The 11,206-nt window shown below is 71.7% G+C and carries 11 protein-coding genes; 5 read left to right on the top strand and 6 right to left on the bottom strand.

Translation table 11 applies throughout. From position 1 onward, the window contains the following. The first annotated feature begins 56 nt into the window (after positions 1-56). The gene (locus tag WD794_17095) at positions 57-1,508 is read left to right on the top strand and encodes an HNH endonuclease signature motif containing protein (GenBank protein MEX2292030.1); all 1,452 of its coding nucleotides are present in this window, start codon (positions 57-59) and stop codon (positions 1,506-1,508) included. A gap of 88 nt (positions 1,509-1,596) precedes the next feature. On the opposite strand, the gene chrA is transcribed toward WD794_17095, so the two are convergent. The 3 genes from chrA to WD794_17080 all read right to left on the bottom strand — a co-directional run bounded on the left by chrA (position 1,597) and on the right by WD794_17080 (position 4,648). Next, positions 1,597-3,063, bottom strand: coding sequence for a chromate efflux transporter (gene chrA, locus WD794_17090; protein MEX2292029.1), 1,467 nt, complete (start codon positions 3,061-3,063; stop codon positions 1,597-1,599). A 442-nt stretch (positions 3,064-3,505) separates the two neighbouring features. After that, a complete protein-coding gene (locus WD794_17085; protein MEX2292028.1) occupies positions 3,506-4,357 on the bottom strand; it encodes a GNAT family N-acetyltransferase in 852 nt (283 codons plus the stop codon). 81 nt (positions 4,358-4,438) lie between these two features. Beyond that, the gene (locus WD794_17080) at positions 4,439-4,648 is read right to left on the bottom strand and encodes a DUF4177 domain-containing protein (GenBank protein MEX2292027.1); all 210 of its coding nucleotides are present in this window, start codon (positions 4,646-4,648) and stop codon (positions 4,439-4,441) included. Here WD794_17080 and WD794_17075 point away from each other — a divergent pair. Next, positions 4,647-5,432: a HipA family kinase gene (locus tag WD794_17075; GenBank protein MEX2292026.1), complete on the top strand. Its 786-nt coding sequence runs from the start codon at positions 4,647-4,649 to the stop codon at positions 5,430-5,432. The two genes, WD794_17080 and WD794_17075, sit on opposite strands and share 2 nt — an antisense overlap. Next, positions 5,429-5,794 (top strand): DUF3037 domain-containing protein, encoded by a 366-nt coding sequence (locus tag WD794_17070; protein MEX2292025.1) that lies wholly within the window; start codon positions 5,429-5,431, stop codon positions 5,792-5,794. The genes WD794_17075 and WD794_17070 overlap by 4 nt, the downstream gene beginning before the upstream one ends. Positions 5,795-5,860: 66 nt before the next feature. Here the strand turns inward: WD794_17070 and WD794_17065 are convergent, their stop codons facing one another. Together WD794_17065 and WD794_17060 are read right to left on the bottom strand one after the other, a co-directional pair. Further along, entirely contained in the window at positions 5,861-7,129 is a 1,269-nt protein-coding gene (locus WD794_17065; protein ID MEX2292024.1) for a citrate synthase, read from the bottom strand. Between the two features lie 105 nt (positions 7,130-7,234). Beyond that, a complete protein-coding gene (locus WD794_17060) occupies positions 7,235-8,602 on the bottom strand; it encodes an NAD(P)/FAD-dependent oxidoreductase (protein MEX2292023.1) in 1,368 nt (455 codons plus the stop codon). Positions 8,603-8,714: 112 nt separating this feature from the next. On the opposite strand from WD794_17060, the gene WD794_17055 reads away from it, so the two are divergent. Further along, positions 8,715-9,260, top strand: coding sequence for an amino-acid N-acetyltransferase (locus tag WD794_17055; GenBank protein ID MEX2292022.1), 546 nt, complete (start codon positions 8,715-8,717; stop codon positions 9,258-9,260). 61 nt (positions 9,261-9,321) lie between these two features. After that, entirely contained in the window at positions 9,322-10,320 is a 999-nt protein-coding gene (locus tag WD794_17050; protein ID MEX2292021.1) for a pirin family protein, read from the top strand. Positions 10,321-10,421: 101 nt separating this feature from the next. On the opposite strand, the gene WD794_17045 is transcribed toward WD794_17050, so the two are convergent. Then, the gene (locus WD794_17045; protein MEX2292020.1) at positions 10,422-11,066 is read right to left on the bottom strand and encodes a TrmH family RNA methyltransferase; all 645 of its coding nucleotides are present in this window, start codon (positions 11,064-11,066) and stop codon (positions 10,422-10,424) included. Positions 11,067-11,206: the final 140 nt, after the last annotated feature.

The following is an 11,206-nucleotide window of genomic DNA, read 5'->3' as shown; positions in this document are numbered from 1 at the left end:
CCTGCCGCGATCACCCAGGGCTACCAAGGCGACGTGCCGTACGAGACCCATTAGCGGTGCTCGACCCGCCCGGGCAGGTTGCGGTGTGGCAGCGGCTGCAGCAGCGGCTGCTGGCCGCCGCCGACGGGACGGTCCTGCCGCCGCCGCGGCTGAGCGAGCTGCTGCGCGGTTGGGTGATCGCGCATGACCGGGAGGCCGCCGAGTGCCGCCGGCGGGAGGCTGAGCAGTCCCGCTGTGTCGGGTACCGCAGGCAGGCCGACGGGCTGTACGACCTGTTCGCCTGCGGGCTGACCGGCCCGGATACGCACGCGATCCTGTCCCGCATCGCGGCCCGCGCCCGGGCCTGGGCGGCCGATGACGACCGCACGGCCGACCAGCGCCGGCTGGATGCGTTCCGGGACCTGCTGCTCGGCCGGGACCAGATGCCGCTGTCACCGGACGACGCGCCGCTGCCGCCGGAGAGCCACGACTGCGGCACCAGTGGGTCGTGTGCCCGGTGCGCCGCCCGTTCGACGGGCGCGGCTCCGTGCGGCTGCCTCCCAGGCCAGCCGGTGCCGTGCGGGGCCGGGACAGCGGTCCTGCTGCCGATCGGGGCGGGGCTCGGCACCACAGATGAGCTCGCCGAGTTGAGCGGTCACGGACCGCTGGAGCCGGACCTGACGACCGAGCTGCTGCTCGCTTCTCCCGAGCTGCGACCGGTGTGGGTCGACGAGGACGGCGTGCCCGTCGCTGTCGGCGACAGGACCGTCCGGCCCGAGCGCGGCGACCCGGCCTCTGTCCGGGCCGCGCTGCTCGCGCTACAGGCCCAACCGCCGCCGCCTCTCCAGCCGCGACATCCCCGAGACCATCGACCGCAGGGCCCGCCGCCTGCGCCCGCTCCAGACGGTGCGCCCGCTCCAGACCCTGCGCCCGCTCCAGACCCTGCGCCCGCTCCAGACGCTGCGCCAGGCGCCCACCCGCCGGGCACTCCCGGCGGCTACCGCGTGCCGCGGTGGCTGCGCCGACTCCTCGACGTGCGCGCCCCCCGCTGTGAGTGGCCCGGCTGCGGCGCCCGCGCAGTCGGCTGCGACGCCGAGCACGACCTGGCCTGGCCGGACGGGCCGACCTGCGCCTGCAACCTCGGCCCGTGCTGCCGCCGGCACCACCGCGTCAAGCAGCTCGGCTTCACCAAGACGCGCGGCGAGCAGTCCGCCGTCACGTGGACCGCTCCGGCCGGCCGCTCGTGGATCAGCCCGAGCCAGCACCAGCCACCGGCAGAACCGGCTCGGCCACCGTCGCCGCTGACCACGCCGAACCCGTTCGACGAGCTCAGCCCGAGCGAGCTGGAGGAGGAGCTGTGGCAGCTCGACCTGCTCCCCGAGGATCCCGGCCCGTGGCGACACGAGGTCGACGCCGACGCCGCCGAACCCGACGACACCGACCGCGTGGGCGATCGGCTGCTGCACGACGACACCCGCTGGACGCTCGACCTCGCCGACCCCTACCGGTGGGACCCGGTCACCGCCTGACGGCGATCACTACGCCCGTCCACCTCCAGCCGATGTCCGGCAGGAACGGCCGAGCCGGCTTCCGATCAGTTCCACGGGGGCACCGGCGTCAGGTCACGGACAGGCCGGCCAGGCCGGCGACCAATCCCAGGACCGCGCAGACACCGAGCGTACGCAGCACTGACCACTTGACGGGGAACAGCAGGACGGCGGCCACCACACCGATCGCCAGCGGCACCACCCGCAGCGTGGACAGGTCGGGCAGCTCCAGCGAAAGGGGGCCGTTCTGGATGTCCACGGTGTCAAAGAACAGCGTGTGGACGGCGAAGTAGACGCCGAGGTTGGCGATGACCCCGACGACTGCGGCGGTGATCCCGGTCAGCGCCGACGACAGCGACCGGTTGCCGCGCAGCCTCTCCATGTAGGGCGCGCCGAGCAGGACGAACAGGAAGCTCGGGACGAAGGTCACCCAGGTGACGAGCAGTGAGGCGAGCACGGCGGCCACCCAGGGGTCGAGGACACCGGGGTTGCGGTAGGCGCCGAGGAAGGCGACGAACTGCACCACCATGATCAGCGGCCCAGGAGTCGTTTCGGCCAGAGCCAAGCCGCGGACCATCTCCCGCGGGGCCAGCCAGCCGTAGACCTCGACGGCCTGCTGGGCGACGTAGGCCAGCACCGCGTACGCGCCGCCGAAGGTGACCACCGCGGCGCCGGAGAAGAACAGGCCCTGCCGGGTGAAGACGCTGTTCGCGCCGGTGAGCAGGGCGACCGCTGCGATCGGCACTCCCCACACCAGCAGCCCGACGAGCAGCACCTTCACGGTGCGGCGGGTGGTGGGGGCTTCGTGATGCAGGACGTCGTCGGAGATGACCGGTGGCGGACCGGCCTCGGCGGTCTCGGCGTTTTCCTCTTGCGGCAGGGCGGAGGGGCGCCAGCGGCCGAGAGCCCAGCCGGTGATCCCGGCGAGGGCCACGACGGCGGGGAACGGCACGCTGAACACGGCCAGCGCAAGGAAGGAGGCCACCGCGAGCAGGACCAGGGCGCGGCTGTTCAGCGCCTTCTTGCCGACGCGAATGACGGCCTGCACGACGATGGCGAGGACGGCGGCGGCCAGGCCGGTGAACACAGCGGCGATCACGGTCGTGGTGCCGAAGGCAACGTAGATCGCGGACAGTGCCAGCAGGGCGATGACGCCGGGAAGGACGAACAGGCCGCCGGCGACCAGGCCGCCACGGGTGCCGTGGAGCAGCCAACCGACGTAGGTCGCCAGCTGCTGGGCCTCCGGGCCGGGCAGCAGCGTGCAGTAGTTGAGCGCGTGCAGGAACCGCCGCTGGCCGATCCAGCGCCTCTCGTCGACCAGCGTCCGCTGCATGACCGCGATCTGCCCGGCCGGGCCGCCGAACGTCTGCAGACTGATGCCGAACCAGGCCCGTGCCGCCGTGCCGAACGGCACCGCGGTCTGCTCCGGCGGGGCGACCACCGCAGGCCTGCTCGTGGGCAGCTGTGGCCCGGCAGCCGGCTCCGGCGCCGTGGTCGGCGGTGCGGTGTCCTGCGGGTCGGAGGCCTCGCGGGTCATGGACGTCCTGGTCGATCGGAGCGGGTGGAGGGGTCAGCAACGGCGAAACCTGAGCCTGTGCTGCCGTTCCTGCTTCTGCTGCTTCCGCTCGTCACATGGGAAGCATGCCTCGGCCGCTCATCGCCCAACCCGCGGTCACTTCGCGGGGGGTCGCGGACCGCCGATCTTCTGCTTGCTGGATCCGCATCCGACTCGGATGGCGTGTCTGCTGCCGATTCAGCACCTGGAGGATCGCCAGTCTGTCGTAGCCGCTCGTGCGGCGAGGGGCACCTATGAGGTCCGGCCACGGCCGACTCGAGACCAAGGTCTTCGGAACATCCACAGGGCCAGGGTCCTGTGGATGTTCCGAGAATCTTGATCAGGTTCGGCGGCACCGTCGCCGCTGACCTCAGCAACCGCACGGTACTGGCGGTTCTGCGATGTTGTGCCACATCCGAGGCGGCTATGCGTCCGAGGCCTCCGGGCTGACGTAGACCCACAGGTCAATAACGGCTTTGTCAGCGACGCGGAGCGCGAGGGTGTTGACCCGCTTCCAACCTTCGGACTCGTAGAGCGCCACTGGCGCCATCAGCGTCTTGCCAACGTCGAGTACAGCGCGTTGGCCCCGTGACGCCGCCTGCCCGCTCGCGTAGCGCAGGAGCGCTCGTCCGATACCGGCGCGGCGCAGGGCGGGATCGGTGAACAGCCGAGAGACGACTGCGAGCCGGTCGGCCGGTAGTCCGGTGGCCTGCTGAGCAGCGGCGAGTGTCGGGTTCACGGAGACGTGATGGAGAGCGACGTGGCCGACGACGCGGCCGTCGCGCTCAGCTACCCAGGCCTCCATCTCGTACTCAGGCGTGATGAACGCCGGGACGCCTTCGGGGAGGTACAGCGGGTAGCCGTCGGACTCATGCACCTGCATCAACAGGTCAAGGCACTGCGCCTGGTCCTCCTTGGCCTTCCTGCGAATCAGCACGCCCCGGACGCTAGTGCGGCTCTGCGGCGTCGGAGGCAGGGCTTCACAAGCCGAACCTCGATCGGGACGTCGCAGAATCGCACCTCTCGTGCGGCGGCTCGTCGGCAGTTGATCTTCTGGATGCTGGATTCGCAGCAGACGCGCCGGCGTGTCCGCTGCCGATCCAGCAACCAATAGATCACCAGGCGTGAAGATCTTGGCGGGGCGCACGGTAGTCGCGGTTCTGTGACGGGTACGGCGCATGCGCCGGACCGCGTTGAAGGGGCCTGGCTGGCGGCCGTGACGCAGGACGCGCAGCGCGACGCTGGCAGCCGCGTGCTCCTGCATGGTGCTGCGCATCGAGGCGGTTGCAGCAGCCGGGAGAGAGCACGAGCAGCCGGGAGCAGTGCCACGCGTGGGTCCCGCCAGGGCCAGGCGCACCTACCCGACGGGCCGCTCGAAGGTCGCGAGCAGACCCTCGGTGGCCCCTGGTCCGAGGCGCCCCTTCACGTCCGCAGCGGTCAGCATCTTGAGCTGCCACCCCTCCCGCGCCCGCTCGTTGAGGGCGTCCTGCACCTTGCCCGGCTTCACGCTTCCGCCGATGAGGCCTTCGCGGATGCTGATGACGAGGTACTCGTAGCGCTGTGTCATGCGCGCACCCTGGCACGATGGCGCCGTGGCCGTCGACCCGCTCCGCTGCGTCGTCGCCACGCGGTACGTCACGCCGCTGCGCGAGGGCGGCTCGCTGCCGGGCGTGATGGAGGCCGACGACCTGGGGACGTACGTCGTGAAGTTCCACGGCGCCGGCCAGGGCCGCAAGGTGCTCGTCGCCGAGATCGTCGTCGGCACGCTCGGCCGGGCTCTCGGCCTGCCGGTGCCGGAGCTGGTGCTGGTGGAGGTCGACCCGGTCCTGGGCCGAGCCGAGCCGGACGAGGAGGTCCAGGACCTGTTGCGCGCCTCCGGCGGCCTGAACCTCGGGATGGACTTCCTGCCAGGTGCTCTCGGCTTCGACCCGGTGGCGCACACGGTCGCTCCGGAGCTCGCGTCGCAGGTGCTGTGGCTGGACGCGCTGGTCGGCAACGTCGACCGCAGCTGGCGCAACCCGAACCTGCTGCTCTGGCACCGCCGGCTGCAGCTCATCGACCACGGCGCGACGCTCGTCTTCCACCACGACTGGGCTCGGTCTGCCGCTGCTGCCCAGAAGCCGTACGACGTCTCGGATCACGTGCTGGCCTCCTTCGCCACGGCGCGGGCAGCGGCGGGGGAGTCGCTCGCGCCGCTGGTCGACCGCGCGCTGCTGCAGGACATCGTGGCTCTCGTGCCGGACGAGTGGCTCGAGGACGAGCCGGGCTTCGACTCGGCGACCGCCGTGCGCGAGGCGTACGTCGAGCACTTCCTGCGGCGGGTCGCCGCACGGGAGGTGTGGCAGCCGTGAAGGTCTTCGAGTACGCCCTGCTGCGCGCGGCGCCGCGGGTCGAGCGCGGCGAGGTCGTCAACATCGGCATCGTCTTCTACTGCCAGGCAGCGGAGTTCCTGACCGTACGGGTGGCGGCGGATCCCGATCGGCTGCGTGCGCTCGACGGTGCGGCGGACGTCGAGGGGATCCTCGAGGCGGCCGAGGCGCTGGAGCGGACGTGCGGAGGTGAGGGACCAGCGGGCTCGACCTCGCTGGGGCAGCGCTTCCGCTGGCTGACCGCGCCGCGCAGCACCGTCGTCCATGCGGGCCCCGTGCACAGTGGGCTGACGGCCGATCCGGAGGCCGAGGTGGAACGGTTGCTTCACGCGCTGGTGCGGTAGGCGCCTGCCCCGGCATCAGCTCCTGCGGCGCAGCCGCATCGCCAGCAGGCCGTCACACACCCCCACCTACGGCAGGTGGCGCAGCGGCGGGCCGCTGTAGACCTGGCGCGGGCGGCCGATCTTGGTTGCCGGGTCGCTGATCATCTCGCGCCACTGGGCGATCCAGCCGGGGAGCCGGCCCAGGGCGAACAGCACCGTGAACATCGGCGTGGGGAAGCCCAGCGCCTTGTAGATCACGCCGGTGTAGAAGTCGACGTTCGGGTAGAGCTTGCGCGACACGAAGTAGTCGTCGGCCAGCGCCACCTCCTCGAGCTGCATCGCGAGGTCGAGCATCGGGTCCGGCTTGTCGAGGGACTCCAGGACCTCGCGGGCGATCTTCTTGACGATCGCCGCGCGCGGGTCGTAGTTCTTGTAGACCCGGTGGCCGAAGCCCATCAGCTTGACGCCGGGCTCCTTGTCCTTGACCCGCTGCACGAAGCGGCCGACGTCGCCGCCGTCCGCGGCGATGCCTTCGAGCATCTCGAGCACCGCCTGGTTCGCACCGCCGTGCAGCGGGCCGAACAACGCAGCGACACCGGCGGAGACCGAGACGAACAAGTTCGCCTCCGAGGAACCGACCAGGCGCACGGTGGAGGTGGAGCAGTTCTGTTCGTGGTCGGCGTGCAGCAGGAACAGCAGGTTGAGCGCCTTGGAGGCGACCGGGTCGACGACGTACTCCTCGGCGGGCACGCCGAACGTCATCCGCAGGAAGTTGTCGATGTAGCCCAGGCTGTTGTTCGGGTAGAGGAACGGCTGCCCGATCGACTTCTTGTGGGCATAGGCCGCGATCGTCGGCATCTTGGCCATCAGCCGGATGGTGGACATCTCGACGTGCTCGGGGTCGAACGGGTCCAGGCTGTCCTGGTAGAACGTCGACAGCGCCGACACGGCCGAGGACAGGACCGCCATCGGGTGCGCGTCGGTCGGGAAGCCGCCGAAGAACTCGCGGAAGTCCTCGTGCAGCATCGTGTGCTTGCGGATCTTGAGCTTGAACGATGCCAGCTCGTCCTCGGTCGGCAGCTCGCCGTAGATGAGCAGCCAGGAGACCTCGAGGAAGCTGGCCTTCTCGGCCAGCTCCTCGATCGGGTAGCCGCGGTAGCGCAGGACGCCCTCGTCACCGTCGATGTAGGTGATCGCGGACGAGCACGCGGCGGTGTTCACGAAGCCGGGATCGAGCGTGACCATCCCGGTGCTGGCGAGCAGCTTGGGCACCTCGATGCCGGCTGGTCCCACGGTGCCTGGCTTGACCGTGAGGGGGAGCGAGCCGCCAGGGTGCTCGAGCGTGACGTCGGACATGGGTGGTCCTCCAGGAGCAGGTACGGGTGCGTACGCCCCCCATCCTTGCCGGTCCGGCGCGGGGCGCAGCGCGGGGGGCCGCCCAGACGGGCGTTCCGGCAGCCCTCAGCGCCGGAGCCGGCCGGCCGGTCGTGCGGGCCGCGCCGGCGACTCGGTCGCCTCGACGGCCGCCAGCCGCTGCAGGCTGTTCCTCGCCACGACCTGCTGTGCCGTCGCCGTGCGCTCGGAGCGGCTGCGGCCGAGAAAGCTGACCGTCCAGTGGACCAGCGCGGTGAGGCGGTTCCGGAAGGCGGTCAGGTAGACCAGGTGCAGCACCAGCCAGGCGACCCACGCGAGGAAGCCGCGCAGGCGCAGCGGCCCGATGCTCGCCACCGCGCGGAACCGGGAGATGGTGGCCATCGACCCCTTGTCCCGGTAACGGAACGGCCGGCTCACCTCGCGCGAACCCTGCTCGCGCCGGAGGATCTGCGCGGCAGCGTGCCTGGCGCCCTGGATCGCCACGGGCGAGACCCCGGGCAGCCCGGCCAGCGACATCATGTCGCCGATCACGAAGACCTCCGGATGGCCGGGCAACGTGAGGTCGGGCTCGACGAGCACCCGCCCGCTGCGGTCCACCTCGGCGCCGGCCTGCTCGGCGACCTGCCGCCCGAGCGGTGCGGCCGAGACACCGGCGGCCCAGATCTTCGTCCGCGCCTCGATCCGTCGGCGGCTGCCGTCCGCGTCCTCGACCTCGATCCCGGCAGCGTCCACGTCGATGACCTTGGCCTCGAGCTGGACCTCGACGCCCATGTCGTTCAGCTCGTGCACGGCGTGCGTGGACAGCGCGCTGCCGAAGCTGCCGAGGACGGCGTCGGCGGCATCGACGAGGACCACCCGCGTCGTCGAGGGGTCGATGGCGCGGAAGGTGCCCTTCAGCGTGCGGCGGGACAGCTCCGCGATCTGACCGGCCATCTCCACGCCGGTGGGGCCGGCACCCACGACCACGAAGGTCAGCCACGCGTCGAGCGCCAGCGGGTCGGTCTCGAGCTCCGCCAGCTCGTAGGCGCCGAAGATGCGGCCCCGCAGCTCGAGCGCGTCGTCGATCGACTTCATGCCCGGCGCGAACTCCGCGAAGTGGTCGTTGCCGAAGTAGGACTGGCCGGCGCCTGCGGCGAGGATGAGGCTGTCGTACGGCGTGACCGTCTCCCGACCCGACACGGTGGACGTGACCGTACGGGCCGAGAGGTCGATCGAGACGACCTCGCCGAGCAGGACGCGGGCGTTCTGCTGGGAACGCAGGATGTCGCGCGTCGCCGGCGCGATCTCGCCCTGGGACAGGATGCCGGTCGCCACCTGGTAGAGCAGCGGCTGGAACAGGTGCGAGGTGGTCCGGTCGATCAACGTCACCTCCACAGGTGCCCGGCGCAGCGTCTTGGCGGCGAACAGGCCGCCGAAGCCGGAACCGACGACCACGACGCGGTGCGGAGTGTTCATGAGGACCTCTCGTTCCGGGCGGGGCAGTCAGGTACGCAGCGCGGCGTCCGCCCTGCGATGCTGGCTGCACCCTTGACCTGTGGAGGATGCCCGTGCACCTGGATGTTGCCCCGTGACCGAGGGACCGGTGGGACGCGGGGCCGGTGGTACGGCAGCTCCGCTGCTCGCCGAGGTGCGCCGGGCCCGGACAGCCGACGTGCCCGGCATCCGGGCGTTGGTGGACACCTACACCGATGACCGGCGGCTGCTCGCCAAGGCCATGGTCACGCTGTACGAGGACGTGCAGGAGTTCTTCGTGGCCGTCGACGCCGAGCGGGTCGTCGGGTGCGGCGCGCTGCACGTGCTCTGGGAGGATCTGGCGGAGGTCCGCACGCTGGCCGTGGCGCCCGAGGTGCACGGCCGTGGGGTCGGCTCGGCGCTGCTCACCCGGCTGATCGAGAACGCCCGCGACCTGGGGGTGCGGCGGTTGTTCTGCCTCACCTTCGAGACCGGGTTCTTCGCCCGGCACGGCTTCGTACCCGCCGACCAGGCGCTGGTCGATCCCGCGGTGCGCGACGAGTTGCTGCGCTCGCCGGACGAGGGCGTCGCGGAGTTCCTCGATCTGGACCGGGTCAAGCCGAACACCCTCGGCAACACCCGGATGTCGGCCATCCTGTAGCGGAACAAGCGCGGCCCGCGGGCGTTATAGTTGCAACAGCAACGATACAAAGGAGCCGCAGATGCCCGCCGTGACCGCAGACAGCCTGACCCTCGCCCGAGTCCCGCGCGCCGGGCTCGGCGACGTCGAGCGCCCGGTCCTGAACGTGACGACCGCACCGCAGGGCTACGAGGGCGAGGGCTTCCCGGTCCGCCGGGCCTTCGCGGGCATCGCGCCGCGCTTTCTGGACCCGTTCATTCTGATGGACCAGATGGGCGAGGTGGAGTACGCCCCGGGCGAGCCCAAGGGCACCTCCTGGCACCCGCACCGCGGCTTCGAGACCGTCACCTACATCATGGACGGCGCCTTCCAGCACCAGGACAGCCACGGCGGCGGCGGCTTCATCCAGGACGGCGCCACGCAGTGGATGACCGCGGGCGGCGGCATCCTGCACATCGAGACCCCGCCGGTCGAGCTGGTGCAGAGCGGCGGCACCTTCCACGGCATCCAGCTCTGGGTCAACCTGCCGTCGCGGCTGAAGATGACCGACCCGGCCTACCAGAACCTCGAGGGGTCCGATGTCACACTGCTGGCCTCGCACGACGCCGGCTCGCTGCTGCGGCTGATCGCCGGCGACCTGCCGACCGGCGACGGTGGCGTGGTACGCGGCCCGGGCTCCACGCGTACGCCGATCACGATGCTGCACGCGACCGTCACCCCCGGGTCGACCCTGTCGCTGCCGTGGAAGCCGGAGTTCAACGCGCTGGTCTACGTGCTGTCCGGCGATGGCACGGTGGGCGCCGGTGCGGCGTTCGGCAAGGCGGCTCCGGTCCGCAGCGGTCAGACGGCGGTGCTCGGCGACGGCGATCGCCTCACGATCTCCGCGAACGACCTGCAGGAGGGGCGGCACAGCGCCCTCGAGGTCCTCGTTCTCGGCGGTGAGGCGATCCGCGAGCCGGTCGCGCAGTACGGCCCGTTCGTCATGAACACCCGCGCGGAGCTGCAGCAGGCGGTCGAGGACTTCCAGGCCGGCCGCTTCGGGCAGATTCCTGCCGGTGCGCTTCTGCCGCACACCGGCTGACGGTCCGCTCAGCGTCGCCGGCCCGGCCCGGCCCGGCGCGGTCCGCCGGCCCGGCGCGGTCCGGCCCGGTCGATCCGCTGGCCCGACCCGGCGCGGTCCGCTCAGCGCCGCCGGTAGAGCGCGGCGGCCACGGCGGTCGCCAGGTTGAGGCTGCTCACCCCGTCGCGCATCGGCAGGGCCAGCACCCTGTCCGCCCGGTTCCGCAGCTGCTCACTGACGCCGGTGCGTTCGCTGCCGACCACCAGCACCGCGTCGTCGGGCAGTGCCGAGCCGGGGTCGCCGTCGGCGTCGAGCACGACGATCGGCCCGGTCACCTCCGCCGGTTCGACCCGCAGCACCGGCAGGGCGTAGTGCAGCCCGGCGCTGCCGCGCATGACCGTGGGGTGCCACGGGTCGAGCGTCCCGACGAAGGCGACGCCGCTGGCGTCCGCCGCGGCGGCGACCCGGACGACGGCGCCGGCGTTCCCGGGGGAGCGGGGCGCGTCGAGGAGCACCAGCGGCGTGGCCCGCGAGCGGAGCACCGACAGGTCCGGCTCCGGCAGCACCCCGACCGCCTCGACGCCGGTGTGGTGGCCGACCTCGGCGACCGTCGCGCGGGTGAGCAGCTCGTCGGCGATGTCGGGTGCCAGTCGCTCGGCCAGCAGCCGCGCCCGCTCGACCGAGGCCACCCGCACGTCCTGCACGAGGTGTGGCGCGAAGCGGAGCGCGTGCTTGACCGCGTGGAAGCCCTCGAGCGGGATCGTCATCGAGCGATCGTGCCCTGCCACCGCAGCGAACCCCGTAGTACGGCGGCGAACCACGGCGGCGCCGGGCGTCGCGCCGGCTACCCGAAGTGGATCATCTGGGGACTGGATCGGCAGCAGACCCGCCGGTGTGTCTGCTGCCG

Source organism: Mycobacteriales bacterium, assembly GCA_040902655.1.
GTDB lineage: Bacteria > Actinomycetota > Actinomycetes > Mycobacteriales > SCTD01 > SCTD01.
The sequence above is the reverse complement of the archived record's forward strand: the minus strand, read 5'-3'. Positions and strand labels throughout refer to the sequence as shown.

What these genes read in the sequence shown, in the direction of transcription:
- chrA (MEX2292029.1), bottom strand. Translation starts at nt 3,063, where the DNA reads ATGACCCGCGAGGCCTCCGACCCGCAGGACACCGCACCGCCGACCACG.
- WD794_17085 (MEX2292028.1), bottom strand. Translation starts at nt 4,357, where the DNA reads ATGCGCAGCACCATGCAGGAGCACGCGGCTGCCAGCGTCGCGCTGCGC.
- WD794_17075 (MEX2292026.1), top strand. Translation starts at nt 4,647, where the DNA reads ATGCGCGCACCCTGGCACGATGGCGCCGTGGCCGTCGACCCGCTCCGC.
- WD794_17080 (MEX2292027.1), bottom strand. Translation starts at nt 4,648, where the DNA reads ATGACACAGCGCTACGAGTACCTCGTCATCAGCATCCGCGAAGGCCTC.
- WD794_17065 (MEX2292024.1), bottom strand. Translation starts at nt 7,129, where the DNA reads ATGTCCGACGTCACGCTCGAGCACCCTGGCGGCTCGCTCCCCCTCACG.
- WD794_17060 (MEX2292023.1), bottom strand. Translation starts at nt 8,602, where the DNA reads ATGAACACTCCGCACCGCGTCGTGGTCGTCGGTTCCGGCTTCGGCGGC.
- WD794_17050 (MEX2292021.1), top strand. Translation starts at nt 9,322, where the DNA reads ATGCCCGCCGTGACCGCAGACAGCCTGACCCTCGCCCGAGTCCCGCGC.
- WD794_17045 (MEX2292020.1), bottom strand. Translation starts at nt 11,066, where the DNA reads ATGACGATCCCGCTCGAGGGCTTCCACGCGGTCAAGCACGCGCTCCGC.